The sequence below is a fragment of the Pseudarthrobacter adonitolis genome (genome assembly GCF_055412845.1).
In genome coordinates this window covers 26,233-51,437 of record NZ_JBVAYW010000006.1, presented here as the reverse complement: position 1 = coordinate 51,437, position 25,205 = coordinate 26,233, and the positions used below count along the sequence as shown (strand labels likewise).

The window sequence follows — 25,205 nt, the reverse complement described above, 5'->3', positions numbered from 1 at the left end:
GGAATGATGGAGCAGAATCCGGCAGCGGGGCCGCAAGTGTCCTTTCGCGCTGCGCGGGCTCAGCCCAGGGGTCAGGCGATCTCGTCCACCTTGCGCTGAAGCACCGCGCGCTCGGCGGCGTTCCCGCACAGCGCAACGGCCTGCAGGAGTGCGGACCGTGCATCGTCACGCAGACCGAGCCGGGTGAGCATCTCGCCACGGACCGCGGGGAGCAGGTGCGAGCCCGCCAGTTCGCCGCGCGAGGCGATCGCCTCCACCAGCTCCAGTCCGTCCGCAGGGCCGGATGCCATCGCGACCGCGACCGCCCGGTTGAGTTCGATGATGGGGGACGGGGCCAGCCGTCCGAGGGCTTCGTAGAGGATGACGATCCGCTGCCAGTCCGTTTCGGCGACCGAATGAGCCACTGCATGGCACTCGGCGATGGATGCCTGGAGACCGTAGGCGCCCAGCCCGCGTCCGGAACCCGCTGCCCGGGCCAGCGCTGCACGTCCGCGCCGGATCGCGGCCGAGTCCCACCGCCGTCGGTCCTGGTCTTCCAGAAGCACCGGGCGGCCGGACGCATCGATCCGGGCCGGGAACCGCGCAGCGGTGAGTTCCAACAGTGCAAGCAGCCCGAATACCTCGGGTTCGGGCGCGATCCGCACCAGCACCCGGGCCAGGCGGCGGGCTTCGCCGGCCAGGCCAGCGCGGATCCATTCCTCGCCACCCGACGCGAACGAGCCCTCGGTGAAGATCAGGTAGATGACGTGACGCACCGAGCCGAGCCGTTCAGCCCGCTCGTGCGGTTCGGGGACTGCGAACGGCACCTTCGCGGCGGCCAGTGTCTTCTTGGCGCGGGTGATGCGTGCCTGGATTGTCGCCACCGGCACCAGGAAGGCCTTGGCGATCTCGTCGCTGCCCAGTCCGCCCACAACGCGCAGCGTCAACGCGATCCGGGCTTCCTTGGACAACACCGGATGGCACGAGATGAACATCAGGGCGAGCACGTCGTCGTCGATCGCTGCGGGGTCGAACAGCGCATCCGCTCCGGGCTCCTCCGCCGAGAGGTCGCGGGCCAGCAACGCGTACTTTCCGTCCCGGGCGGCCCGTCGTCTGAACGTGTCAATGGCACGACGGCGGCCGGCAGTGAGCAGCCATCCGGCGGGCTCGGCGGGTACCCCGTTGACGGACCAGGAGACGAGAGCCTCGGCGAGTGCCTCCTGCGCGAGATCCTCGGCCAGCGGAAAATCGCCCGTATAGCGGGCCAAGGCGCCGACGATGCGGGCAGACTCCATCCGCCACACCGCCTCGACGGCGCCCCGCGCCTCAGCACCACTCACCGTCGGGGTCAGAGCTGCCCGGTCTGCTCGCGCCAGACGCGTTCCTTCTGGATCCATTCGTTGTCCTGCGGGAACTCGTCGACGGTGGGCACACGGCGGATCTCGGTCTTACTGCCGGCCGTGAGCGGCGCCCGCTTCGCCCACTCGATGGCTTCCTGCTTCGACGCCACATCGAGGATGTAGAAGCCGCCGAACAGTTCCTTGGTCTCCCCGTACGGGCCGTCGGTGACCACCGGTGTTTCGCCGGTGAAGTCCACCACGACGCCCTCCTTCGGATCCTCCAGGCCCTCGGCCGCCAGCAGGACACCGGCACGGATCAGTTCGTCGTTGAACTCGCCCATGGCGTTCATGGCCTCTGTGAAGTCGACGTCCGTGAACTTCGCGAGGGACTCGTCGGTTGCCCGCATGATCAGCATGTACTTGGCCATCTCAATCTTCTCCTTGGTTGTGGAAGGTCGCCCTTCGACCTTCTCACCCATAGGTCGAACGGCGCGAGGCCGGATCGACAGAAAGCAGAGACTTTTTCCAACTCGGTCAGGAGCAAGGCGCGGCGGAGTACGGAAGATTCAAGCTGTGCAAAGACGACCAGGGCTCGGCCTTCGGTCTGTACCAGCCGCCTGCGCCGTAACACGGCTAGTCTGGGCGCATGAAGACACCCACCACCGCGCTCGTAACAGGGGCAACAGCAGGGCTGGGAGCGGAATTCGCCCGCCAGCTCGCGCAGGAAGGCCACCACATGGTGCTGGTGGCCCGCGACGCCGCCCGGCTCCAGCAGATCGCTGACGAACTCGAGCGCGACTACAACGTTTCAGCTGAGGTGCTGCCCGCGGACCTGACGTACGACGCCGGGGTGGCCGCCGTCGTCGGGCGCCTCACGGACGCGGCGCGGCCGGTTGAGGTCCTAGTGAACAATGCGGGGATGGGGCTGCTGCGCTCCTTCGAAAACAATCCAGTTGAGGACGAGACGATGCACCTGCGCCTGCACGTGCAGACTCCTATGGAGCTCTGCCATGCCGCGCTGCAGGGGATGCTGGAACGGCATTCCGGCCGGATCATCAACGTGGCCAGCGTGGCGGCTTTCGCCAACCGCGGCAGCTACTCGGCCGCGAAAGCCTGGCAGGTCAGCTTCAGCCGCTGGGCCAACCTTGCCTATGGACCGAGAGGCGTGCACGTCACGGCGCTGTGTCCCGGCTTCACGCACACGGAATTCCACGACCGCATGGGCATGGACAAGTCGGTCGCCCCGCGCTGGATGTGGCTGCGGGCGGATCAGGTGGTCCGGGATGGCCTGGCCGACAACGCCCGCGGGAGGGGCGTCTCGATCCCCACCAAACGCTACAAACTGGTGGCCGCCATCTCGCGCGTGCTGCCAGCGCGGCGTACGTCCGGGCCGGCGCGACGCCCGAAACAGTAGCCTTCCGCGGTGCGCGGATGGCCACAACTACGGCGATGCCGATCACTGCCCCCACAAAGGTCTCCACCGCGCGTTCGGTGACCAGGAGGCCGGGGTCCATGGGCCATGACTCTGCGCACAGCCAACCACCTATCCGTTCAAACCCTTCTTCGGAAGTTAGTAGAAGCCCGGAATGGCCACCATTAGCTGGGTCCCAGGGCGTCGCGTGGGCCGGGCACGGGCGGGCCGGGCACGGCTAAGGCCCGCCCTGCGTGCTTCCCCCAAGGAAAGCGCGCGGGACGGGCCTTTGAGCGCGGGCTACAAGACGGCCCGGACAGGCCGGTTTGTTGTTCCGATGTGTTGCTTAGACTCCGGCCGGAACTTTAGCGGCCGCGGCATCGGTGACGTCCTGGGATTCGAACGGCATGTCGTCCAGGTCGATCAGCGGGTTCTCGTCCTGAGTTGCAACCAGTTCCCGCGCCTCTGCCTGGGTGTCCACGCTGGGCATGGAGCCGGGCAGCGGGCGCTGGGCTGATTCCTTGAGGAAGTAGATCGCCACTGCGCCGATGGCCGAGGTGCCCATCAGATAGTAGGCCGGCATCATGTCGTCGCCGGTCGCCGTGATCAGCGCGGCAACGATGAGCGGTGTGGTGCCGCCGAAGATGGCCACGGCGAAGTTGTAGGCGATGCCCATGGCGCCGTACCTGTTGGCTGTCGGGAACTGAGCGGGCAATGCCGAGGCAAGGTTCGAAACATAGAACGTCACCGGGAAGGCGATCAGCGAGAGGCCTGCCAGCGTGGACCAGACCTCGCCGATGCCGATCAGCAGGAACGCTGGGGTTGCCAGCACCACGGTGCTGATGGCGCCGATCCACAGCACGGGACGGCGGCCGATCCGGTCAGACAGCTTCCCGGTCAGGGGAATGCAGAGGCTCATGATGACCAGCACGGGGATGGTCAGCAGCGTTCCGTGGACGGGATCGTAGCCCTTGGATTCGGTGAGGTACGTCGGCATGTAAGACGTCAGGGCGTAGCCGGCGGTGTTGGCAGCGGCGACAAGGATCATGGCCACTATGAGGGAGCGCCAGTAGGCCTTGACGATTCCGAACGGACCCTTGGCGGCGTCCACGTCAGCTGCTGCGGCGTCCTGCCCGATGGATTCCTGGGCATCCAGGGTGGCCTGGAACTGAGGGGATTCCTCGATCTTGTTCCGGAAGTAGATGGCGATGAGGCCCAACGGACCTGCAACGAGGAAGGGTATGCGCCAGCCCCATTCCTCCATGGCTGTCTGGCCAAGGGTCAGCTGCAGGACAGAAACCAGCGCCGCACCCAGTGCAAAGCCGAGGTAGCTGCCCATGTCCAGGAAGCTTGCAAAGAATCCGCGGCGCTTATCCGGGGCGTATTCACTCACGAAGGTGGTGGCGCCTGCGTATTCACCGCCGGTAGAGAAGCCCTGTACTAGCTTCAGGAGCACCAGCAGCGCCGCGGCCCAGATGCCGATCTGCGCGTATCCGGGCAGCAGCCCGACGGCGAACGTGCTCGCAGCCATAATCATCAGTGTTGCGGCGAGTACCTTTTGCCGCCCGATCTTGTCGCCGAGCCAGCCGAACACGACGCCGCCGAGTGGACGGGCAATGAAGGTGGCAGCGAACGTTCCAAGCAGGAACAGCGTCTGTACGGACTTGTCGGCCTCGGGAAGGAAGACTGGTCCCATGGTGGTGATCAAGTAGCCGAATACACCGACGTCGAACCATTCCATGGTGTTACCCACGATGGTTCCGCCGAGCGCCTTTTTAAGCATGGGCTGGTTGACGACATTCACGTCGGACTCTTTGAGTCGGCGGCGTGCAAGTATCTTAGGTTTCCGCACACTTATTGGTGCGGTAGGTCGTGCGTTGTTGGGTGCTGCATCGTTGGGTCGGCTGGCGTTGTTCACGCCTGCTGAAGCGTCGGTCGTGCTTCGGTCTGTGGGCATTTGGGCGACTCCTATGGAGGTCATTTGCTTGCGACTTGTAGCTGCCCCGCTCTGGGCAGGCCTTCAATTTTACGCGGATTCCATGGCAATTGAGAGTTTTGTACCGTAGAGTGCCCTCCTCGGAGTGGGTTTCCTGCACCATTCCGCGATTTCTTTTGGCGACTCTCGCCCCGTCATCACTGGGATTCGGGCGGTTCGGACCCATCGTTATCGAATTTTTTGTTCACGGCGCATTTTTGGGGCCATTTTTCCCCTGATTTGCGCGGAAAAGTGACTGCCGCCACGGCCATCCGGGCGCCAGCCCCGGCCGCTGCGCAGACCGCCACCCGGCCCCATGTACAGGCCGGAAACCGGGGGTTCACAACCGAGCCTGAAATTGCCTATTGTTGAGCCATGGGAACACTGATTTTTGAGTAGGCGGACGCCTGCGGCCTGGTACCTCCGGCCCCGTCCAGCTGATCTCGTCAGACACACTGATTCTCCTCAGAAAGGTTCCACCAAATGACTGAAAACAACACTCCCAGCCAGCCCGAATCTGCGCCGGACGACGCCGACGCCAAGGGCATCCGGGCCGGGCTCACCGAAGCGCAGAGGGCCATGCTCGCCAGCAAATCCCGGGGCGGCGACACCGGGCTGCAAAGCGTCGGCAAGAGCCACAAGCCCACGCACGCCAGCGGCAAGCAGGGCCCGGCCGAGAAGAAGGTCCGCTGGTAATTCCAGCGCCCGGACAGCACGCCAGACCTACTATTGGTAACCACTTCATTTCATTGCGGAAGGAAGAAAAATGGCCGAAAAACATGCTGAAGCAAAGATCAAACCCGAGGTCGCGGACCATCTCGCGGCAGCCATGGAAGCGCCGTCCATGCCGGACCCGGCCACCATTGCGGTGACTGCCGCGATGGCCGGCGAACGCCGCTGGCCGGACGGCAACGGCAAGCACCGGCACCCCAAAGAGCAGGGTTCAGAGCATGGCCGGGTGGGCCAGGAAGCTGCAGTCACGGCCGTGCACCGTACCGGCCGCCCGCAGATGCCGCACTCTTCCTAGGAACACCCGCGCTGACGACCCGCATCTGACCTGACGACACACAAACGGCCTGGCGACACCCGAATTCGGGTGTCGCCAGGCGGTTTCTGTGTCCTCGGAATATCAGCGCATCCCGGAGGACTTTGCGCGTCGCCAGCTCAGCGGCACCAGTCAGCGTCGCTAATCCTCCGGCACCACTTCCTCAGCCGTTTTGTCCAGCCGCCAGCCCCGCCACACCGGATGCCTGAGCTTGCCGCTGCCCGTCCATTCTCCGAAAGTCACCTCACCGACCAGCCGGGGCGTCACCCAATGGGCGTCCGAGGCATCCTCGCGGGGAACGTCGTTGAACGGTGACGTCTTGCGCGCCAGATCATCCACTTTCTGCCGGAGTTCCTGCAGTTCTCGCATGCTGAAGCCGCTGCCCACCCGGCCCACATACCGCAGCTTGTTGCCGTCGGGGATGCCCACCAGCAGCGAACCCACGGAACTCTGCCGCCCGCCCTTGCCCGGCCGCCAGCCACCCACCACCACTTCTTGGGTCTGCTCCAGCTTTATCTTGATCCACGTCCGCGTCCGTTGCCCGCTGACGTAGCGGCTGTCGGTCCGTTTGGCCATCACGCCCTCGAGGCCCAGCTCCTGTGCGCTTTCCAGGATGTGCTCGATCCTCTCGTCCAGGACGGCGGACAGCTCTACGGGACACTCCGACGGGTGATGGAAGTCCTCCAGTCGCTGCCGCCGCTTCGCGAAAGGCAGCCGGCGAAGGTCCTCGCCGCCGTCGGACAGCAGGTCAAAAAGCATCAGCCGGACCGGGATTGCTGCGCGGGCCTTTGCGACGTCGGCGGGCCGCGTCAGTTTCATTCGTCCTTGGAGCAGCCCGAAGTCGGGTCTGCCGGAAGGCCCGACGGCGATGATCTCACCGTCGGCGACGAACGCCTGCTCCGGCCAGCAGGTCCGGTCCGTCAGTTCTGGGTAGGTTGCGGTGACGTCGATGCCGTTGCGGCTGAAGACGCGGACCTTCTGTTCGTCCGCGACCAGCAGGGCACGCACGCCGTCCCACTTCAGCTCAAACTGCCAGTCGCTGCCATAAAGGTCGGCGGTGGTGCCGGACGTTGCCATCATGGGACTGAAATTCTCCGCGCGAAGCGGTGGGGAAGGCGCGGCCGGAGCCGGGGAATCTTCGTCGGCGGGCGCCTTCCCGGAAGAGCTGTCCTCCGCCGAATCGTCCTCCGCGTCCTCCGCCGGTTCATCATCCGCCGCAGCCCTCCGCGGATGAAAGGTGTGGTGGTCCTTGTCCATCAGGTGGATGAGCCACTGCCCTTCGGCGTCTTTGCCCTGCCCCCGGCCGGTATGGATCAGGGCGAACTTCCTGGTTCCGCCCAAGCCACCGCCCTCTGCCCCGGTGAGCGTGGCGATGACCTCCCGGCCGTTGATCCATTTCTCGAGTTCATACGTGCCGTGGTCCCAGACAGTGACCTCGCCGGCACCGTACTGGCCTTTGGGAATGGTGCCCTCAAACGTGGCGTAGTCCAAGGGGTGGTCCTCGGTCTGGACCGCCAGGTGGTTCTTCTCGCCGGATTCCGGGACGCCCTTCGGCAGGGCCCAGGACACCAGCACACCCTCGTGCTCCAGCCGGAAATCGAAGTGCAGCCTGCTCGCGTGATGCTCCTGGATCACGAAGGTATCCCCATTTCCGGAGGCGCCGGAGAACGGCTCCGGCGTCGCGTCCGGGTCCCGCATCGACCGGTACCGCTCCAGGCGGGCGTGTGTCCCGCCGTCGTCCGTCTCCGCACTAGCGTACCCAGGGTGCCCGGCACCGTGGCCGACGGCGGCGAACGGGTCCTTGCCTGCTTTCACCCGGCGCAGCACGGCCTTGTAGTCAAGGTGCTGGAGCTTGGGGGAGCCGATCTCCTGCCAGGTCCGCGGGGCGGCCACCGTGGGGGTGAGACGGCCGCGCAGGGAGTACGGCACGATGGTGGTTTTGGCGGCGCTGTTCTGGCTCCAGTCCACCAGCACCTTGCCTTTGCGCAGCGTCTTTTTCATATCGCTGACGGCGAGATCCGGGTGGTCTGCCTCCAGTGCGCGGGCCAGTTCGTGGGCAAAGTCCGAGATCTGATCGGAGGTCTGCGTCCCATCAAGGCCGGCGTAGAGGTGGATTCCCTTGCTGCCGCTGGTCACCGGCACCGGCTCCAGGCCCACGTCCTGCAGGATGGCGCGTGCCAGCCTGGCAACCTCGGCGCATTCCTCGAGTCCTGCGCCGTCGCCGGGATCGAGGTCCAGGACCAGGCGGTCCGGGTTCAGTTGCTTGCCACGGGAGTCCACCTGCCACTGGGGGACATGGATTTCCAGTGAATTGATCTGGCCGAACCAGGTGAGCGTGGCGGGATCGTTCACCATTGGATAGAAGATGGTCCGGTCCTTGTGCTCGATGGCAGCGCGCTGGAGCCAGCCGGGCGCTGAATCTTCCAGGTTCTTCTGAAAGAAGACCTCGCCGGGCTGCCCTGCGGTACCCACGCCGTTGACCCAGCGCTTGCGGGTGGCGGGCCGGTTGGCTGCCGCGGGAATCAGGACATGGGCCACGGCGGCGTAGTAAGCAAGGACGTCGGCCTTGGTGGTGCCCGTCTCCGGGTAGATGATTTTGTCCAGGTTGGTGAGGGTCAGTTCCCGCCCCGCCACCCTGACGCGCTCTTTAGGGCCGGCCATGGGTCTTCACCTCCGGCCGCGCGTGATGTTCACTTGAGGGATGAGAGCCATCTGGAAAGGTGCCATCGCGTTTGGCCTGGTCAACGTGCCTGTGAAGGTCTACAGCGCCACCGAGGACCACGACATCAGCCTCCACCAGGTCCACAATGCCGACGGTGGCCGGATCCGGTACCAGCGCCGCTGCGAGGTGTGCAGCAAGATCATCGACTATTCGGACATTGACAAGGCGTTTGAGGACGAGGGCCGGACGGTGGTCCTGTCCAAGGATGAGCTCAAATCCATCCCGGCGGAGAACAGCCATGAGATCGAGGTGGTCCAGTTTGTCCCGTCGGAGCAGCTGGAACCGATGATGTTCGAGAAGAGCTATTACCTGGAGCCGGATTCCAAGTCGCCCAAGGCCTACGTCTTGCTGCGCCGGGCGCTTGAGGATACGGACCGCGTGGCCATCGTCCAGTTCGCCCTGCGCGAGAAGACCCGGCTGGGGGCGCTGCGCATCAAAGACGATGTGCTGGTCCTGCAGTCCCTGCTGTGGCCCGACGAGGTCCGGGAGGCCAGCTTCCCTACCTTGGACACGTCCATCCGGATTTCGGCCCAGGAACGCGAAATGTCCGCCGCCCTCGTGGAGTCGATGGCCGCCGATTTTGAACCCGAGCATTTCACCGATGACTACCAGGTGCAGCTTCGAAAGCTCATCGAGGCCAAGCTGGAGAAGGGCGATTCGCTCGATACCGACGAAACGTTCGGCGCAGAAGCGGGTGAGGGCGGCAACGGCGAGGTCATCGACCTGATGGAGGCGCTGAAGCGCAGCCTGGAGCGGAAGCGCGGCGGCGGTAAGCCTGCCGCTTCTGAGGATGCGGGCTCCGAGGATGCGGCCCCCGGGGACGCGGACGACGCCGACACTGAAGAAAGTGCCGGCAGTTCCGGCGGGAAGGCTCCCGTCAAAGCCGGCCGAAAGGCCGCGGGAACCAAGACGGGTGCGGCGAAATCCTCCGGAAGCAAAACCGCCGCCACATCCACTGCAGCCAGCAAGTCCACGGCGACTAAGTCCACCGCTGCACAATCTACAGCCGCTAAGTCCGCCGCTGCGAAGCCTGCTGTGAAGGCCACCACCACGCGGGCACGAAAGGGTGCTTGAGGCGGTCCGCGAACAAGCGGTCCGGGAACAGTCGGGCCGCGAACACGCTGCGTTGGTGGCGATGGCCGCCGCCTAGGAGTTCCGCAGGGCGGAGATAAGCTCGCTCTTCTTTTTGGCTGAGTAGCCGGTGAGGCCTATTTCCTTCGCTTTGGCCTTCAGCTGCGGGACGGTCCAATCGTCGTAGTCACCGGATTTCCCGCCTTTGCTGCCCACCGCGGAGCGGCCCTTCTTGGCGGCCGCGTTCGAGATACGCGCGGCCTTCTGCTTGGATGCACCGTCTTCGCGCAGTTCCTCGTAGAGTTCAGGATCTTTCAGGCTCGGGTTCTCATTGCCGGGCATGTCGTCCTCCTTCAACCTGGACGCCGTAGCACCGTATTCGCTGGTCAGGCTTCCACGCTAATTCCGGGCCTCTGGAAACACAAGGAAACACTACGGTTGCTTGTTTTCGGGTCGGCCCGTAGCTTCGGACGCTTTACAGCTTGCGCCGCGGCGGCCACAATGGGTCGCATTACAGCCCTGTGCAACAGTGTGCTGTCACTCGAAGCCTTTCAAGGGAAAAGCCTGTCAAAGGAGAGGGGCGCCACCATGAATGACAAAGCGGACGCGGACGAGGCAGACCGGGCATTGAAGCAAAAGCACCGGGCCATGTGGGCCTCGGGGGATTACCCGGCACTGGCCAGCGAATTGGTGCAGGATCTCGGGGCCATCCTGGTTGATGCCTGCGGAATCAAGCCGAAGCAGCACGTTTTGGACGTGGCTGCCGGCGCCGGCAACGCGGCCATCCCTGCGGCCATGATGGGTGCCCATGTGGTGGCCAGCGACCTCACCCCGGAGTTGTTCGATGCCGGGCGCCGGCAGGCTGCCGATCGCGGCGTAGGGCTTGAATGGGTGGAAGCAGACGCCGAGGCGCTGCCGTTCGAGGACGACGCATTTGACGTGGTCACGTCCTGCTTGGGCGTGATGTTCGCTCCGCACCATCAGGCCGGCGCGGACGAAATTGTGCGGGTGTGCAAACCCGGCGGCACCATCGGCCTGCTCAGCTGGACGCCCGAAGGCTTCATTGGAAGGATGTTTGCCACCATGAAGCCGTTCGCGCCGCCGCCTCCGCCCGGAGCCCAGCCGCCGCCGCTGTGGGGGAGCGAGGACCACGTGCGGGAACTCTTCGGCGACAGAATCACCGATATCCAGGCGAAGAAGCGCACGCTGGCCATCCGCAGTTTCCACCAGCCGGAGGACTTCCTGCGGTACTTCAAGTCCCACTACGGTCCCACCATCTCGGTCTACAAATTCATCGGCGACGACGAGGACAAGGCCCAGGCCCTGGACCAAGCGCTCACCGAACTGGCCGATTCCTTTGGCGAGGCCCACGGTGATGCCGTATGGCAAATGGAATGGGAATACCTGCTGGTGACCGCCAAGGAAGTCCGGTAATGCCCGGGAACCTTGTGGCTACATCAACGATCACCATTGATGCTCCGGCGGACCGCGTCTGGAAGGTCATCACCGATCCGGCCGCGGTGAAGGAATTCGGCGCGGACCTGGAGACCGACTGGACGGAGGGCAGCCCCATCGCCTGGCGCGGCGAGTGGGAAGGCAAACCCTACGAGGATAAGGGCGAGATCCTGAAGGTAGATCCCGGCCGCAAGCTGGTCCACACGCACTTCAGTCCCCTGGGCGGCGAAGAGGACAAGCGGGAAAATTACCACACGCTCACGTGGACGCTCGAGGACCAGAACGGTGCAACACGGTTCACGCTTTCGCAGGACAACAACGCCAACGAAGACGCGGCGGAGCACTCCAAGGGCCTGTGGGACATGCTCGTGGCGGACGTCAAGAAGATCGCCGAACGCGGCTAAGCAGCCCACTCCAACTGAAACTGCACGAGAAAAGCCAGCGGCCGCCGTCGTACCTTCCCCAAACAGGGGACAGGCGCGACGGCGGCCGCTGGCGCAGAGCTGTTTACTCGGCGTCGTGATCCGTTTCCAGGATCTGGACCAGACGCTCCAGGGCGTCATCCGCGCCGGTACCTTCGGCGCGGAGCACCACAACGTCGCCGTGGGAGGCACCCAGGCTCATGAGGGACAGGATGCTCGCGGCGTCCATTGCCTCATCGTCCGGCTCGCCTTCGCGGGCGATGGTGATGTCGAGGTCGAACTCGCCGGCAGCCTCGGCAAAGATGGCGGCGGGGCGGGCGTGCAGGCCTACGCGGCTGGCGACGGTTGCGGTGCGTTCTGACATTTTTGCTCCTTTGTCTTTCGGCGCTCGTTGGTTCAGCGCCGTGAATCGTTGTGGGTAAGGCGAGGTCAGACCGTCGCGGGAACGGGCTCCACGGTAGCGGCGGGCTTGGCGGCCGCCCAGCGTTTGAGGGCGATGACGGCCAGGGCGCTGACCACGGTTCCGGCCAGGATGGCGACGACGAACATCACCAGGTTGCCGATGGCGAAGAACACGAAGATACCCCCGTGGGGTGCCTGCGAGGTGACGCCGGTGGCCATGCAGAGGGCGCCGGTGAGGGCGCCGCCCACCATGCTGGCCGGGATGACGCGCAGCGGATCGGCCGCGGCGAACGGGATGGCGCCTTCGGAGATGAAGGACGCGCCCAGCAGCCAGGCTGCCTTGCCGTTTTCGCGCTCAGCCAGGCTGAACAGCTTCTTGTCCAGGACGGTGGCCAGGGCCATCGCCAGCGGAGGCACCATGCCGGCAGCCATGACGGTCGCCATGATCTGCCACGGTGCCTGGTTGGTGGCGCTGCCGGCGCTAAGGCCGGCAACAGCGAACGCGTACGCAACCTTGTTGACCGGGCCGCCGAGGTCAAAGCACATCATGAGGCCAAGGATGATTCCGAGTACGACGGCGGACGCACCGGTCATGCCCGACAGCCAGGAGTTCAGTGCCGTGGTGAGGCCGGCGATGGGACCGCCGAGGACCAGGAACATCAGGCCGGAGGCAAAGATGGAGGCCAGCAGCGGGATGATCACCACGGGCATCAGGCCGCGGAGCCAGCGCGGTACCTGCCAGGTACCGATCAAGTGGGCCATGTAGCCCGCGAGGAGGCCGCCGACGATGCCGCCGAGGAAGCCTGCACCCATGAAGCCTGCTACGGCACCGGCGACGAAACCTGGCGCGATGCCCGGGCGGTCAGCGATCGCGTAGGCGATATAGCCGGCCAGTGCGGGTACCAGGAAGCCCATGGACAGGGCACCGATCTTGAACAGGACAGCACCGAGGTAAATGGCCAGCCCGCCCTCGGGAAGGTTGCCGAAGTTGTTCTCCACCACCACCTTGTCAGCGACTTCGGTGATGTCGTAGCCGCCCAGCAGGAAGCCCAAGGCGATCAGCAGGCCGCCGCCGGCCACAAACGGAATCATGTAGCTGACACCGGTGAGCAGCGCCTTCTTCAGCTTCTGGCCGATGTGCTCGCCCTTTTCGGTGGCCTCGTTCTCGGCCTGTTCCTCCGCCCCGAAGTGGGGGACGCGGCGCGCATTCGGATTCTCGGCGGCTGCGAGGGCCTCCTGCACCATCTTGGCGGGCTCGTCGATGCCGCGCTTGACGGGCGCGTTGATGACGGGCTTGCCGGCAAAGCGCTCCTTGCCGCGGACATCCACGTCCACCGCGAAAATCACGGCGTCAGCGGCGGCAATGACCGCCGGGTCCAGCGGCTTGGCGCCGGAGGATCCCTGGGTCTCAACCTGCAGGTCCACGCCCATTTCCTGGGCAGCGGCAACCAGTGAATCGGCGGCCATGTAGGTGTGGGCGATGCCGGTGGGGCAGGCGGTCACAGCTACCAGGCGCTTCGGCCGGGCTGCAGACGCACCGGCGGCGGCGCCGGCCCCGGCAGCAGCAACGCCAGCAGCAGCCGCATCGACAGATGCAGGAGCAGCATGCGCAGCCGGCTTGTCCGCCAGCGCGCCCTCCACCAGTTCCACGACTTCCTCGCGGGAGGACGCCGCACGCAACGCCGCAGTGAAGTCCTTTCTGATCAGGGACCGGGCCAGCTTGGACAACAGCTTCAGGTGCTCCTGGTCCGCGCCGTCCGGGGCGGCAATGAAGAAGACCAGGTCCGCGGGGCCATCCTTGGCGCCGAAGTCCACCTTGGGGTTGAGCCGGGCCATGGCCAGCGTGGGTTCGATGACCGCAGCAGAGCGGCAGTGCGGGATGGCGATGCCGCCGGGGATGCCCGTGGCAGTTTTCTGTTCGCGGGCGAAGGCGTCGGCGAAGAGGCCTTCAACTTCTGACGCGCGGCCGGTGGCAGCTACTTTGCTGGCCAGGTGCCGGATCACGTCCTCGGGCGAGGTGCCCAGGTTCTGGTCGAGCTCGACCAGTTCGGTGGTGATGAGCTGAGTCACTGTCAATCCTTTCGAAGGGCCGTGATGGTTACGGCATCCGGGGTGGTTTGGTGGACTGCCGGGACACTGGAACCCGGCAGGGAAGCGGCGGCGGCACCGTGTGCCACTGCCTGACGGAGGCAATCGGCCGGGGCGGCGCCCTGGCCGTGGGCGAGCAGATAGCCAGCCAGCGACGAATCGCCCGCGCCGACCGTACTGACCGCGGCGACCGGCGGATGCGTGGCCAGCCACGCGCCGTCGGCCGTTACCAGGACAGCTCCCTTGGATCCGAGAGTTGCCAGCACGGCAGCCACACCGGAACGCACGACGGCGGCGGCGGCCGCTGCGGCAGCCTCCGGATCCGCTTCAAGTTCGTCTGCGGTTGACGCCGTGGCGAAGCCGGCTGCTGCGGCCAGTTCCGCCAGTTCCTCGGCGTTGGGTTTGAGGAGGTCCGGTTTCCCGGACACGCCGTCCTGTGAAGTGCCATCCGGCGAGGGGCCGGAGACGGCGGCGACGAGCGGGCCGCCGGAGGAGTCGACGGCGACCAGCGGTGTGCCGTCGCCCGCTGCAGTCCGCAACCGCCGGGTGACGGTGGCATAGAAGTCGGCTGGGAAGCCGGGAGGCAGGGAACCTGCCAGGACCACCCAGCTGGCGCCGCGGGCGCGTTCCAGCAGCAGGCCGATCAGGGCTTCCTGCTGGTCTGCATCCATGATGGGTCCGGGCTCGTTGATCTTGGTGGTCACCCCGCCCGGCTCGGTGAGCGCCACGTTGGTACGCAGCGGCTCGTAGATGGGAAGGGCCGCGAACGGCACGCCGTCGTGGACCAGCCCGGCGAGGACGGGATCACCTTCGGCTCCCGGAAGCACGGCTATGGTCTCCAGGCCGGAGGCAACCAGGGCACGGGAGACGTTGACGCCCTTGCCGCCGGATTCCTGGCTTACCGAGATGGCGCGCTGGACTTCGCCGCGTTCCAAGGGGCCTGGCAGGGCCACCGTGCGGTCCAGGCTGGGGTTGGCCGTGAAGGTGACGATCATGCGATCACCACGTCAACGCCGGCCTCGGTCAGGGCTGCCGCCAGTTCGGGGCTGGGCTCGCTGTCTGTGATCAAGGTATCCAGATCTTTCAGGGAGGCGAACTGGACCAGGGTTTCTGCGTCCAGTTTGGAGGAATCGGCCAGCACCACGATGCGGCGCGCCGAATGGACGAAGGCTGCCTTGACGGCGGCTTCTTCAGGATCGGGAGTGCTGAGGCCAAAGGTGGGGTGGATGCCATTGGTGCCGACGAAGGCGATGTCCGGGCGCATCCGGTGCGCGGCCTCCACGGTTGACTGCCCCACGGCGGCCTGGGTGAGGCCGCGCACCCGGCCGCCCAGGATCTGGAGGGCGATTCCGGGAGTGTTGGAAAGCTTCGCTGCGATGGGAACGGCGTGGGTGATGACCACCAGTTCGGCGCCGGGTTCGGTAGCGGAAGGCTCGACGGCGGTGCGCCGGGACAGGAGGTCGGCCAACGCTTCGGTGGTGGAACCGGCGTCGAGCAGGATGCTGCCGGACGCTGCCTGGGGGATCAGGGCCAGGGCCGCCTGCGCGATGCGCATCTTCTGGTCCGGGCGCTGGATGGTCCGTTCGTTGATGCTTTCCTCGGTGGTGCTGAAGCGGTCGGCCGCGACTGCTCCGCCGTGGACACGGCGCACGGTGCCGGTGGTTTCGAGGGTGGCGAGGTCGCGGCGGACGGTTTCGGTGGTGATGCGGAAGCGCTCGGCCAGCACGGTCACGCTGACCCGGCCGGTACCGGCAACTAGCTCGGCGATCTTCTGCTGGCGCTCCTCGGCGAACACGTACCCTCCATTGCGTAAAGTGCTGATCCCCAGTGCCCTGCAGTCCAGTGACTGGCATCACATGATGTTGAATTACTTGACTTTATCTGTGCCTATGTGGGTTTGTCAACGAAAGCCACAAAAACACAGAAAACCGGGCCGGAGCCTCCGCGCGGAAACGGAAAAGCCGGGCCGGAGCCTCCGCGCGGAAACGGAAAAGCCGGGCCGGACCCTTGCGGTCCGGCCCGGCTTTCGGGTTGGTTTGGAGCCTAGATGCCGCCGTCGCGGCTTTCGTTGCGGGTAATGCGCTCGCCCGTGTTGGGATCAACCACCGAGCGGGTTTCGCTGACCCGGCGGCTGCGGCCAGGCGAGGCCAGGATCAGGGAGGCGATCAGCCCGATGACACCAACGGCCATCAGGATGTAGCCAATCAAGACCTGGTCCACGAAGGGGATTAATCCCGGGGCGACGGCCCAGGCCAGGATGGCGCCGAGCGCGATAAGGAAGATGGAGGAACCGATTCTCATGACTTGCTCCTTGATGTTCGGGTACTTATGGTGCCGAAATTGATAAGCGTGCTGTCCTATGCACACGCTACAGCCCGGCCGGGTGCGATTCAATCATTTAGGCGGGCCGCGGGGTGAGCGTCGCGCCTGCTCAGTGGCCCGCACTGGCTAGGCTGATCCGATGGAGACAGTTGTATGGTCCAAGCCGGAGGCTGAGCGGGACGGCACACCGCTGTTGGTCATGATGCATGGCTATGGCACCGATGAGTCGCGGATGGTGCGGCTGTTCGAATACTTGCCGGCCGAGTTCACTTGTGTCGCGCTGCGGGCCCCCATGGTGATCGGCGACCACTACGGCTGGTTCCTGCTGGACTACTTCCTGGTCAACGATTTCGCGGATGTCATCACCGCCACCAACACGGTCCAGGCGTGGATCAACTCAGTCAGGGGCCAGCACAGCAGCGTGAGTCTGTTGGGCTATTCGCAGGGAATGGCCATGGCCAGCACGCTGCTGCGGCTTCATCCCGCAGATTACAAGGCAACGGTGGGCCTCTCCGGTTTTGTGCTGGAAAACGAACTGCTCTCGCTGACCGAATCCTTCACAACCCCGCCGCCCTTCTTTTGGGGACGGGACAAAGCCGACCTGGTAATCAATGAGGATGCCACGGCCTACACCGGACAATGGCTGAATGAAACCACCCGGCTGACCGCCAGGACGTATCCCGGCATGGGCCACGCCATGAGCAAGACGGAGATAGTGGACGTCAGCGCCTTCCTGCGCCACTACGTGCTCGGCTGACCTGCGGGCACGGCTCAACGGCGTGCTCGGCTGACCTCTGTACCAGGCGGGGCGCGTGCCCAAGAATGGCAACCCGAGAAAAAACAGTTGCGCGCCAAATTTTTAAGCGCTTACACTCGTCGTTGGCTCACTCCTGCGGGCCGCTGAAACCGTCGGAAAGGGAAGCCGGACACATGCCACGTGCCAGGCCTCCTGCCCGCCTTGCGCCGCCGGCCCTGCTCCGCCAGGTTGTCAGGCCGCGCAAAGGCGCCCATGATGGAAGAAGACGCTCAACAGCAGCCCACCGGCCTGCCGCGGTTTTCACCCTGGCCCCCAGCCGCCCCTGCTGACCCGGCGGCATCGTGGCCGCCCTCCCCGCTCCTGCTCGGACCCCGCCCTGCTGCCCGCCGCTTTTCTGCCCGCTGTACCATTCCGCCTATTTACGTACCGCCCAACGAACCTGCCCGTGACATCCCTCCTGTTGCCCGCCGTCTGAAAGGACACCGCGCATGAATGACGTTCTGAAAACCCCAAGCACCAGCTGGACCACGGCCTCCGCCATCCTGTTCGACCTCGACGGCGTGCTGACTCCCACGGCCACCGTCCATGAACAGGCGTGGAAGGAACTATTCGAGGTCTTCCTGGCGTCCCGTCCGGAAGTGCCCGGCTACCGCGAAGACGACTACTTCGATCACATCGACGGCAAGCCCAGGTTCGACGGCGTTCGGGACTTCCTGGCGTCCCGCGGCATCGTGCTGCCAGAAGGTGCGCCAAGTGACGGCACGACCGGTCAAGGTTCCACGGAGAACGCCACCCGGCAGGACGCAGCCAACGCCACCGTCCAGGGACTGGGCAACCGGAAGAACACGGTCTTCAACGACATCGTCAGCGCCGGAGTCGAGCCGTTTGAAGGCTCGGTGCGTTTCCTGGAAGCCGCCGTGGACCGCGGACTCAAGGTCGCCGTCGTCTCCTCGTCCCGGAACGCACCGGCTGTCCTTAAAGCAGCCGGCCTGAACGGGCACTTCGAAATAGTGGTTGACGGCGTGGTTGCTGCGGCCGAAGGCCTGCCCGGCAAACCGAGCCCGGCCACGTACCAGTACGCCGCGGAACTGCTGGGCCTGCCCAGCGAAGAATGCGTGGTGGTGGAAGACGCCGTCTCGGGCGTCAAGGCCGGACACGCAGGGCAGTTCCACTCGGTGATCGGCGTGGACCGCGGCGCCGGCAGGCAGACCCTGCTCGACGCCGGGGCCACGAGCGTGGTCAACGACCTCAACGAACTGCTCTAACACCAATCGCCGCCTGACGCTCCCCGGCCTCAGACACGAAGCACCTCCCCGCCCCGCACAACGCCAAAGGATCCCAACACCATGGCTCTTATCACCGCGGACCGTGAACGGTTCCCCAACACCCCCTGGCAGCTTGTGGAAACACACCACCAGCCGGGCAGCGCGGGCACGCTGGAAACGCTCTTTGCCCTTGGCAACGGGCATCTTGGCATCCGCGGCGCCCACGGGGCGGCCGCGGACGCCGACCTTCCGGGCAGCTTCATCAACGGCCTGCACGAGATCTGGGACATAAAGCATGCGGAGAATGCGTTTGGCTTCGCCCGGACCGGACAGCGGATCATCTACATCCCGGATGCGAACAACTTCACGGTGATCATCGACGGCGAGAGCCTCACCCTCGCCGAATCGGCCGTCCTGGACTACCGCCGCTCCGTTGACTTCTCCACCGGCATCTACGAATGCCGCATCACCTGGCTGTGCCGGTCCGGCGCCACGGTGACCACCACCGAACGCCGCGCCGTGGGCTTCGCCTCGCGCGGCAGCCTGGGCATCTCGCTGGAAGTAGCGTCGGACCGCGAGGTTTCGGCAGATGTGACGTCGTCTGTCATTAACCGCCAGGACCAGCCTGTGGAGGACCACTCGGCGCATGACCCGCGCCGGGCAGGCCGTCACGCAGGACGGGTCCTGCTGCCGGTAAGGATCGACGGCGGCGACGGCTCGCTCCGCCTCGCCTGGGAAGCGGCCGTATCAGGGCAGCGTGTGGGCATGGCCGTGGACCACTGGACCTCGGCCGGACACCAGCCCTTCGAAACCGTGGCAGGCGAAGATGACAGCAGCGTCCGCTATGTTCTGGCCGTCCGGGCCGACGAGCCGTTCCGGCTGGACAAGAGCGTCAGCTATGCCGCCGGCCGCGGCGTTCAGGACGCGGACCGTGACGCCGCGGAAACCGCCGAAGCCGGGCTCCGGCCTGTGGAGGACATCTTCGCCGAGAGCCGGGAGCATTACCGCGGTTACTGGGCCACCTCGGACATCGTGGTGGGCGGCCAGCCCGAACTCCAGCAGGCCATCCGCTGGAACCTGTTCCAGCTTGCGCAGGCCACGGCGCGGGCCGACGTCGCGGGCATCCCCGCCAAGGGTGTCACGGGTTCAGGTTACGAAGGGCACTACTTCTGGGACCAGGAGGTCTACCTCCTGCCCTACCTCACCTACACGAACCCCGACGGCGCCCGCCAGGTCCTCGAGTTCCGGCATGACATGCTGCCGGCCGCCAAGATCAGGGCCAAGGAGCTAAGCGTTGACGGCGCGCTGTTCCCGTGGCGCACTATCAACGGCCTTGAAGCCAGCGCCTATTACGCCGCCGGCACCGCGCAGTTCCACATCGCAGCCGCCATCGCCTTCGCCACCAACCGCTACCTGTGGGCCAGCGGCGACGAAACCTTCCGCGAAGGCATGGGCGCCGAACTGCTGATCGAGACCGCCCGCATGTGGAGCTCCCTGGGCTTCTTCGGCAAGGACGGGCAATTCCACATCCACGGTGTTACCGGTCCGGACGAATACACGGCAGTTGTCAACGACAACCTCTACACCAACGTGATGGCCCGGTTTAACCTCCGCGCCGCCGCAGCGTTGGACCACCCGGAGATCGACGACGCGGAACGCGAGCTGTGGAAGCAGGCCGCAACGCGCATGCAACTGCCCTTCGACGACGACCTGCAGGTCTACTCGCAGGACAACGACTTCATGACCTTGGAATCGTGGGACTGGACCACTCCCCGGTCCAAGTACCCGCTGCTGCTGAACTTCCACCCGCTGGTGATCTACCGGCACCAGGTGCTGAAGCAGGCAGACACGGTGCTGGCCATGTTCCTGCAGTGGCAGGATTTCTCCGCCGACGAGAAGCGCCGGGCCTTTGATTTCTACGATCCCATCACCACCGGGGACTCCACGCTGTCCGCCTGCGTGCAGGGAATCATGGCTGCCGAGGTGGGGCACCCCGAAGCTGCGCTGGATCACTTCACGAACGCCTTGTTCATCGACCTCGACGACACCCATGGCAACACGATCGACGGGGTGCACATCGCCTCCGCTGGGGGAATCTGGAGCTCGCTGGTCTCCGGCTTTGCCGGGCTCCGGGACCAGGGCCACCTGCCGTTCTTCGATCCGCGGCTCCCTGCCGAGTGGGAGGCACTGTCGTTCCACCTGAAGATCCAGGGCCGCCTGCTACTGGTGGAGCTCGACGCCGGTGCACTCACGCTCAGCGTCCACAGCGGCGGACCGCTTGACGTGGATGTCCGCGGCCAGGTGCTCAGCATCGGCGCGGAACCGGTCCGGATTGCCCTGGAGCCTGTTGAGGTTCCGGAGCGCACTGTCTTCCCCAGCGGACCCCCGACGGCGAGCCTCCCCATTGTGAGGTGAGGATCCCGCCTGAGGTGGTTCCGCGCCTCAGGTGATTGCACGCCTGAGTTTACGCAGGCAGCGTCAGTCTCCTGCCGCCGTCGCGCGTTCCACTTCAACTGGCTTGTCCAGCGGGTGGGCCAGCTCGTCGGCGGGCATCCGGGCGGCGATCATGGCGATCACCGCCAGGACGGGACAGACGCCGCCGGCGAAGAGGAAGATTGCCCAAATCGGGAACACCTCGGCCGCCGGTCCGGCCAGCGCCATGGAGACCGGCATAAGCGCGAGGGACACAAAGAGTCGAGGCTGGAGACGCGTCCCAGCAGATGGCTGGGCACGCGCCGTTGAAGCAGCGTGCCCCAGATGACCATGCCCACGCTTCCGGTGGCCCCGAACACAAACATCGCGGCGGCCACGGTCCAGAAGCTGTCCAGAACGCCGACGGCGGCCAGCGGCAGACTGCCCGCGCCCCAGGACACCATCATCACCGTGAGGTAGCGGCGCGGCAGTTTCAGCGACGCGGTCACCAGCGAGCCGACGGCACCGCCCACGCCCATGACGGCCAGCAGGAAGCCGAACATGCTCGAGTCGCCGCCGAGCTGGTCGCGGACCACAAACGGCATCAGCACTTCGATAGGGCCAATCAGGAACAGCACCGAAACGCAGGCCCACAGCAAGGTCCAGAGCAGCCACGGCGTGCGGATGGTGTAGGTGACGCCCTCGCGGAGGTCAAGGAAGAAGGACGTCTTCGAGGCGCCTGTTGTGTACGCGTCGGCGTCGGCCCCGGCGCTCCCGCGTTCGGCCCCGACGTGGGCCCCGCCGTCGGCCCCGTTCGCTGGCGCCTCGAGGGCATGGCGCCCAAGGAAGTTCAGGATGATAAACGCCAGCAGGTGGCAGGTGGCCACTCCGGTCACGGCGTGCGACGGCGAAAGCGCCGCAACCACTACGCCCGCGACGGCGGGTCCGGCCGCCTGCTGGAGGATGGGCCGCATGGTCCCCTCCATGCCGTTGGCGGCCAGCAGGTCTTCGGGCGGAAGGATACGTGGCAGGATCGCGGAGTAGGCGGGGAAGAAGAACGCGGCGCCCACGCCCAGGACAAAGCTGCCCACGGCGAGGTGCCACAGCTGCAGCCACCCTGCCATGGCCAGACCGCTGATCGCCGCGATAACGGCGAGGTTGGCACCTTCGACGGCAATGATGAGGAGCCGCTGCGGTACGCGGTCAGCGGCGATCCCGCCCGCGAGGACAAAGGCCACCAGGCCGATGCTGCCGGCAGTGGCCACCAGGGACAGTTCCAGCGGGCCGCCGCCGAGGTGAATCACCTGGTAGACCATGGCGACAGCCCACATTCCCGATCCGAAGATGGAGATGGCCAGTGCCGCGATGAGGACCCGGTACTCGCGGTGCGCAAAGGGCCGCAGGGCTTGGAGTGTGGGCATAGGGCAAGTCTAGGCTCGGCCGGATTTTCGCGTAACTCAACGGCATGGTTCGGCTGGCGCCGGGACCGCTTAGTCCTAATCACCCTTAGTGTTAAGGCAGGGCCGCAGCCAAAACTGCCGGCGGACACAAGAAGGACCGAAGCAGAGGTGACCATGGCCAAGCGCAGCAATCCCGCAGTACGTATCGCACAGGAGACCGCCCACAACGCGGTGTTCGACGCCGACGGCAAGCCGAAACCCGGAGCCCACAACATGCTCCTCCGGGCAGTCGAAATCCAGCGGCCGCTGGTGCTCGCCTACGTCCGGCGGCTGCAACGCAAACATCCGCGTGCCAGCGCCGCCAGGCTCGCGGAGATCCTCGAACGCGACTACCTGCGGGCGGTGACCGGTGGCGGTGCGATCGTCGGGGCAACCGCGGTTGTACCCGGCGTCGGAACTGTGGCTTCCCTGGGGCTTTCCGCCGCGGCTGCCGTTGGCTTCCTCGAAGCCACAGCCCTCTATGCCACGTCGTTGGCGGAACTCCACGGTATCCGCCTGACCAACCCGGAAAAGGCCAGCACCATGGTGATGGCCATCATGCTGGGCGAAGAGGGCACTGCCCTGCTGGGAACCCTGAGCGGCCAGGCCCTGGGCAAGGGAGCCAGTGCCACGCAGACGTGGGGCAACGTGCTGACCAAGTCCATGCCCTCGGGGTTCGGTGCCATTCGGAACAAGATTCAGAAGGCCTTCCTCAAGAACCTGCTCAAGCGCCAAGGAACGGCGCTTCTTGGCCGGGCGCTTCCGTTTGGCATCGGCGCGGTGGTGGGCGGTGCCGGTAACCTCATAATGGGCCGCGCCGTGGTGGCCAACGCCAAGGAAGCTTTCGGCCCCATGCCGGACACTATCCCGGGGGAGCTCATGGCCATGGCGGCGGAACCGGAAAAACGTACTCTGGAAGGCAACAACTTTGGATCTTAACGCTGACCTCGGCGAATCGTTCGGCTCGTGGAACATGGGGGACGACGCCGCGATGTTCCGGCTGGTGACCAGCGCGAACGTGGCCTGCGGCTTCCACGCAGGCGACCCCATCACCATGCTGGACAGCTGCCGCGCCGCCTTCGAGCTTGATGTGACCGTCGGTGCGCACGTGGGATACCGGGACCTGGCTGGCTTCGGCCGTCGGTCGCTGGACATGTCCTTCGACGAGCTTTTCGGCGACGTGCTCTACCAGTTGGGCGCGCTCGACGGCGTGGCGCACGCCGTTGGTGCCTCCGTTGACTACGTCAAGCCGCATGGCGCCCTATACAACCGCCTGGTTCACGACGCCGAGCAGGCCTCCGCCGTGGTTGCCGCCATCCAGGCCTACGACCCCGGCCTGCCGATCCTCGGACTGCCGGGCTCGCAGCTGCTGATCCAGGCCAAGGAAGCCGGCCACCCGATTTTTGTTGAGGCCTTTGTGGACCGCGCTTACCAGGCGGACGGGACCTTGGTGCCGCGCTCCCAGGAGGGTGCGGTCCTGCACGACGTCGAGTCGATCGTTGAGCGCGCCGTGCGGCTCGCGACGAAGGGCGAAGTTGTGGCCGTGGACGGAACGGTGGTTCAGGTCAGGCCCGATTCCCTGTGCATCCATGGCGACACTCCCGGGGCTGTGGAGATGGCCGCCGGTGTTCGTACCGGGCTCGAAGCGGCCGGAGTAGAGCTGGAATCCTTCGCGTAGGCGCCAGCCGTTCGCGCCAGTGGGGAAGGCGCGGCTAACCGAAGACCAGGTGCGCCGCGCTGAAGATGACCAGCCCGGCCAGTGAGCCCACCACGGTGCCGTTGATCCGGATGAACTGCAGGTCCTTGCCCACCTGGAGCTCGATCTTCTGCGACGTTTCCTCGGCATCCCAACGGGCCACGGTATCCGTGATCACCCCGGCGATGTCGGAGCGGTAGGTCCGGACCAGGTAGCCGGCGGCGTCGCCGATCCAGGTGTTGACCTTGCCGGCAAGGTCGGCGTCGTTAACCAGGCGCGAGCCGAAATCGCGCACTGCCGCCTTGAACCGCACCGTCAGTTCACTGTCCGGATCGTCCACCGCAGACAGCAGGGCGCTCTTCACAGTTCCCCAGGTGCGGGAGGCCAGCTCGCGGACCTCCGGGTCTCCCAGAACCTGTGCCTTGATGTCCTCGGCCCGGGCGATCATCGCGGGATCGTGCTGAAGGTCTTGCGCGAGATCGTTCAGGTACTTGTCGATCTGCTGCCGCACCTGGTGGTTCGGATCGGACTGCACGGCGCGCGCGAACTTGAGGATCTCCACGTAAACCTTGTCGCCCACCAGCCCGTCCACGAACTGCGGGACCCAGGCGGGGGAGCGGTCCGACACGAGCCGGCTGACGGTTTCGTGATTGTCGTCCACCCAGTCCGCGGCGCGGTCCACCAGCAAGTCCACCAGCTTGTGGTGGTGTCCGTCGGCAAAAATCCGTTCCGCCATCCTGCCTACGGGCGGTCCCCACGGCGGGGCCAGCAGGTGCTTACGCACCATTCCCTCGATGACCGCCTGGACGTCGTCGTCGTTCAAAACCTTGAACGCGCCGCGGATGACGGCGGCACCCTCCTTCGCCACGCGCTCGGCGCCACCCGGCCCGGCGAGCCACTGGCCGGCCTTCCGGGCGACGTTCACACTGGCCAGCTTGTCCTGGACCACTTGCTCCGACAGGAAGTTGGTCTCCACAAACTCACCCAACGACGCCCCGATCTGGTCCTTGCGGCGCGGGATGATGGCGGTGTGCGGGATCTTGATGCCCATGGGGTACTTGAACAGCGCGGTGACGGCGAACCAGTCGGCCAGCGCGCCCACCATGCCGCCCTCAGCCGCGGCGCGGACGTACTGCAGCCACGGATACTCCTTCTGCAGCGCGAACGCGAACACAAAAATGACCGCCATGGCAATGAGGAGTCCCAGCGCCACAAGCTTCATTTTCCGCAGCGCTGCCGCCTTTTCGGCGTCGCCGGCGCTGAGTTGATGACCGACGACGGCGGCGCTCGCCTGGGGGGACAGCGGCGCGGGACCTGCGGGCCCGGGCGGGGACTGGCGGGTAGTTGGCTCAGAGTTCACCTGCATGTGCCCAGCCTAACCCCGCGCCGCCGGGCCGCGTCCGC

General features: G+C 65.8%; 22 protein-coding genes and 1 pseudogene. 11 read left to right on the top strand and 12 right to left on the bottom strand.

From position 1 onward, the window contains the following. Positions 1-71 precede the first annotated feature (71 nt). Together ACZYZ4_RS08660 and ACZYZ4_RS08655 are read right to left on the bottom strand one after the other, a co-directional pair. Positions 72-1,319 (bottom strand): RNA polymerase sigma factor, encoded by a 1,248-nt coding sequence (locus tag ACZYZ4_RS08660; protein WP_463860231.1) that lies wholly within the window; start codon positions 1,317-1,319, stop codon positions 72-74. Positions 1,320-1,327: 8 nt separating this feature from the next. Further along, a complete protein-coding gene (locus tag ACZYZ4_RS08655) occupies positions 1,328-1,747 on the bottom strand; it encodes a YciI family protein (protein ID WP_463859967.1) in 420 nt (139 codons plus the stop codon). Between the two features lie 218 nt (positions 1,748-1,965). Between ACZYZ4_RS08655 and ACZYZ4_RS08650 the strand changes: the two genes are divergently transcribed. Then, positions 1,966-2,733: an SDR family NAD(P)-dependent oxidoreductase gene (locus ACZYZ4_RS08650; RefSeq protein WP_463859965.1), complete on the top strand. Its 768-nt coding sequence runs from the start codon at positions 1,966-1,968 to the stop codon at positions 2,731-2,733. A gap of 343 nt (positions 2,734-3,076) precedes the next feature. Here the strand turns inward: ACZYZ4_RS08650 and ACZYZ4_RS08645 are convergent, their stop codons facing one another. Beyond that, positions 3,077-4,687, bottom strand: coding sequence for an MFS transporter (locus tag ACZYZ4_RS08645; RefSeq protein ID WP_463859964.1), 1,611 nt, complete (start codon positions 4,685-4,687; stop codon positions 3,077-3,079). 501 nt (positions 4,688-5,188) lie between these two features. Between ACZYZ4_RS08645 and ACZYZ4_RS08640 the strand changes: the two genes are divergently transcribed. Both ACZYZ4_RS08640 and ACZYZ4_RS08635 read left to right on the top strand, forming a co-directional pair. Then, entirely contained in the window at positions 5,189-5,401 is a 213-nt protein-coding gene (locus tag ACZYZ4_RS08640) for a hypothetical protein (RefSeq protein ID WP_463859962.1), read from the top strand. Between the two features lie 70 nt (positions 5,402-5,471). After that, complete coding sequence (locus ACZYZ4_RS08635; protein WP_463859961.1) at positions 5,472-5,732, top strand: hypothetical protein; 261 nt, start codon at positions 5,472-5,474, stop codon at positions 5,730-5,732. Positions 5,733-5,891: 159 nt separating this feature from the next. Here the strand turns inward: ACZYZ4_RS08635 and ACZYZ4_RS08630 are convergent, their stop codons facing one another. Further along, positions 5,892-8,411: an ATP-dependent DNA ligase gene (locus ACZYZ4_RS08630; RefSeq protein WP_463859959.1), complete on the bottom strand. Its 2,520-nt coding sequence runs from the start codon at positions 8,409-8,411 to the stop codon at positions 5,892-5,894. A 40-nt stretch (positions 8,412-8,451) separates the two neighbouring features. Here ACZYZ4_RS08630 and ku point away from each other — a divergent pair, with 40 nt between their 5' ends. Continuing rightward, positions 8,452-9,546, top strand: a complete 1,095-nt coding sequence (ku, locus tag ACZYZ4_RS08625) for a non-homologous end joining protein Ku (protein WP_463859958.1) — start codon at positions 8,452-8,454, stop codon at positions 9,544-9,546. 72 nt (positions 9,547-9,618) lie between these two features. Here the strand turns inward: ku and ACZYZ4_RS08620 are convergent, their stop codons facing one another. Continuing rightward, positions 9,619-9,885: a DUF7218 family protein gene (locus tag ACZYZ4_RS08620; RefSeq protein ID WP_463859956.1), complete on the bottom strand. Its 267-nt coding sequence runs from the start codon at positions 9,883-9,885 to the stop codon at positions 9,619-9,621. A gap of 246 nt (positions 9,886-10,131) precedes the next feature. Here ACZYZ4_RS08620 and ACZYZ4_RS08615 point away from each other — a divergent pair, with 246 nt between their 5' ends. Next, positions 10,132-10,977, top strand: coding sequence for a class I SAM-dependent methyltransferase (locus ACZYZ4_RS08615; protein ID WP_463859954.1), 846 nt, complete (start codon positions 10,132-10,134; stop codon positions 10,975-10,977). Next, positions 10,977-11,402 carry an SRPBCC domain-containing protein gene (locus ACZYZ4_RS08610; RefSeq protein WP_463859952.1) on the top strand — a complete coding sequence of 142 codons (426 nt, stop codon included), beginning with the start codon at positions 10,977-10,979 and terminating at the stop codon, positions 11,400-11,402. Before ACZYZ4_RS08615 ends, ACZYZ4_RS08610 begins: the two co-directional genes overlap by 1 nt. A gap of 103 nt (positions 11,403-11,505) precedes the next feature. Here ACZYZ4_RS08610 and ACZYZ4_RS08605 read toward each other — a convergent pair whose 3' ends face one another. The 5 genes from ACZYZ4_RS08605 to ACZYZ4_RS08585 all read right to left on the bottom strand — a co-directional run bounded on the left by ACZYZ4_RS08605 (position 11,506) and on the right by ACZYZ4_RS08585 (position 16,211). Next, positions 11,506-11,784: an HPr family phosphocarrier protein gene (locus ACZYZ4_RS08605; protein WP_463859950.1), complete on the bottom strand. Its 279-nt coding sequence runs from the start codon at positions 11,782-11,784 to the stop codon at positions 11,506-11,508. 65 nt (positions 11,785-11,849) lie between these two features. After that, positions 11,850-13,892: a PTS fructose transporter subunit IIABC gene (locus ACZYZ4_RS08600; RefSeq protein WP_463859949.1), complete on the bottom strand. Its 2,043-nt coding sequence runs from the start codon at positions 13,890-13,892 to the stop codon at positions 11,850-11,852. Between the two features lie 2 nt (positions 13,893-13,894). Beyond that, complete coding sequence (locus ACZYZ4_RS08595) at positions 13,895-14,905, bottom strand: 1-phosphofructokinase family hexose kinase (RefSeq protein ID WP_463859947.1); 1,011 nt, start codon at positions 14,903-14,905, stop codon at positions 13,895-13,897. Beyond that, on the bottom strand, positions 14,902-15,705 hold the full coding sequence (locus tag ACZYZ4_RS08590) for a DeoR/GlpR family DNA-binding transcription regulator (RefSeq protein ID WP_463859945.1): 804 nt from the start codon (positions 15,703-15,705) through the stop codon (positions 14,902-14,904). The genes ACZYZ4_RS08595 and ACZYZ4_RS08590 overlap by 4 nt, the downstream gene beginning before the upstream one ends. Before the next feature lie 248 nt (positions 15,706-15,953). Beyond that, positions 15,954-16,211, bottom strand: coding sequence for a DUF6458 family protein (locus ACZYZ4_RS08585; RefSeq protein WP_141002098.1), 258 nt, complete (start codon positions 16,209-16,211; stop codon positions 15,954-15,956). A 160-nt stretch (positions 16,212-16,371) separates the two neighbouring features. Between ACZYZ4_RS08585 and ACZYZ4_RS08580 the strand changes: the two genes are divergently transcribed. The 3 genes from ACZYZ4_RS08580 to ACZYZ4_RS08570 all read left to right on the top strand — a co-directional run bounded on the left by ACZYZ4_RS08580 (position 16,372) and on the right by ACZYZ4_RS08570 (position 20,669). Beyond that, positions 16,372-16,989: an alpha/beta hydrolase gene (locus ACZYZ4_RS08580; protein WP_463859943.1), complete on the top strand. Its 618-nt coding sequence runs from the start codon at positions 16,372-16,374 to the stop codon at positions 16,987-16,989. A 488-nt stretch (positions 16,990-17,477) separates the two neighbouring features. After that, positions 17,478-18,254: an HAD family hydrolase gene (locus ACZYZ4_RS08575; RefSeq protein WP_463859941.1), complete on the top strand. Its 777-nt coding sequence runs from the start codon at positions 17,478-17,480 to the stop codon at positions 18,252-18,254. An 81-nt stretch (positions 18,255-18,335) separates the two neighbouring features. Then, positions 18,336-20,669, top strand: coding sequence for a glycoside hydrolase family 65 protein (locus ACZYZ4_RS08570; protein WP_463859939.1), 2,334 nt, complete (start codon positions 18,336-18,338; stop codon positions 20,667-20,669). Between the two features lie 63 nt (positions 20,670-20,732). Here the strand turns inward: ACZYZ4_RS08570 and ACZYZ4_RS08565 are convergent. After that, positions 20,733-22,087, bottom strand: a pseudogene (locus ACZYZ4_RS08565) (MFS transporter). 153 nt (positions 22,088-22,240) lie between these two features. On the opposite strand from ACZYZ4_RS08565, the gene ACZYZ4_RS08560 reads away from it, so the two are divergent. Together ACZYZ4_RS08560 and ACZYZ4_RS08555 are read left to right on the top strand one after the other, a co-directional pair. After that, entirely contained in the window at positions 22,241-23,044 is an 804-nt protein-coding gene (locus ACZYZ4_RS08560) for a hypothetical protein (RefSeq protein WP_463859937.1), read from the top strand. Beyond that, complete coding sequence (locus ACZYZ4_RS08555; RefSeq protein ID WP_463859935.1) at positions 23,034-23,783, top strand: LamB/YcsF family protein; 750 nt, start codon at positions 23,034-23,036, stop codon at positions 23,781-23,783. Before ACZYZ4_RS08560 ends, ACZYZ4_RS08555 begins: the two co-directional genes overlap by 11 nt. A gap of 34 nt (positions 23,784-23,817) precedes the next feature. Here the strand turns inward: ACZYZ4_RS08555 and ACZYZ4_RS08550 are convergent, their stop codons facing one another. After that, complete coding sequence (locus tag ACZYZ4_RS08550) at positions 23,818-25,167, bottom strand: DUF445 domain-containing protein (RefSeq protein WP_463859933.1); 1,350 nt, start codon at positions 25,165-25,167, stop codon at positions 23,818-23,820. Positions 25,168-25,205: the final 38 nt, after the last annotated feature.

Coding starts and splice junctions, on each gene's coding strand:
- ACZYZ4_RS08655 (WP_463859967.1), bottom strand. CDS start 1,747: ATGGCCAAGTACATGCTGATCATGCGGGCAACCGACGAGTCCCTCGCG.
- ACZYZ4_RS08650 (WP_463859965.1), top strand. CDS start 1,966: ATGAAGACACCCACCACCGCGCTCGTAACAGGGGCAACAGCAGGGCTG.
- ACZYZ4_RS08645 (WP_463859964.1), bottom strand. CDS start 4,687: ATGCCCACAGACCGAAGCACGACCGACGCTTCAGCAGGCGTGAACAAC.
- ACZYZ4_RS08640 (WP_463859962.1), top strand. CDS start 5,189: ATGACTGAAAACAACACTCCCAGCCAGCCCGAATCTGCGCCGGACGAC.
- ACZYZ4_RS08635 (WP_463859961.1), top strand. CDS start 5,472: ATGGCCGAAAAACATGCTGAAGCAAAGATCAAACCCGAGGTCGCGGAC.
- ACZYZ4_RS08630 (WP_463859959.1), bottom strand. CDS start 8,411: ATGGCCGGCCCTAAAGAGCGCGTCAGGGTGGCGGGGCGGGAACTGACC.
- ku (WP_463859958.1), top strand. CDS start 8,452: ATGAGAGCCATCTGGAAAGGTGCCATCGCGTTTGGCCTGGTCAACGTG.
- ACZYZ4_RS08620 (WP_463859956.1), bottom strand. CDS start 9,885: ATGCCCGGCAATGAGAACCCGAGCCTGAAAGATCCTGAACTCTACGAG.
- ACZYZ4_RS08615 (WP_463859954.1), top strand. CDS start 10,132: ATGAATGACAAAGCGGACGCGGACGAGGCAGACCGGGCATTGAAGCAA.
- ACZYZ4_RS08610 (WP_463859952.1), top strand. CDS start 10,977: ATGCCCGGGAACCTTGTGGCTACATCAACGATCACCATTGATGCTCCG.
- ACZYZ4_RS08605 (WP_463859950.1), bottom strand. CDS start 11,784: ATGTCAGAACGCACCGCAACCGTCGCCAGCCGCGTAGGCCTGCACGCC.
- ACZYZ4_RS08595 (WP_463859947.1), bottom strand. CDS start 14,905: ATGATCGTCACCTTCACGGCCAACCCCAGCCTGGACCGCACGGTGGCC.
- ACZYZ4_RS08585 (WP_141002098.1), bottom strand. CDS start 16,211: ATGAGAATCGGTTCCTCCATCTTCCTTATCGCGCTCGGCGCCATCCTG.
- ACZYZ4_RS08580 (WP_463859943.1), top strand. CDS start 16,372: ATGGAGACAGTTGTATGGTCCAAGCCGGAGGCTGAGCGGGACGGCACA.
- ACZYZ4_RS08575 (WP_463859941.1), top strand. CDS start 17,478: ATGAATGACGTTCTGAAAACCCCAAGCACCAGCTGGACCACGGCCTCC.
- ACZYZ4_RS08570 (WP_463859939.1), top strand. CDS start 18,336: ATGGCTCTTATCACCGCGGACCGTGAACGGTTCCCCAACACCCCCTGG.
- ACZYZ4_RS08560 (WP_463859937.1), top strand. CDS start 22,241: ATGGCCAAGCGCAGCAATCCCGCAGTACGTATCGCACAGGAGACCGCC.
- ACZYZ4_RS08550 (WP_463859933.1), bottom strand. CDS start 25,167: ATGCAGGTGAACTCTGAGCCAACTACCCGCCAGTCCCCGCCCGGGCCC.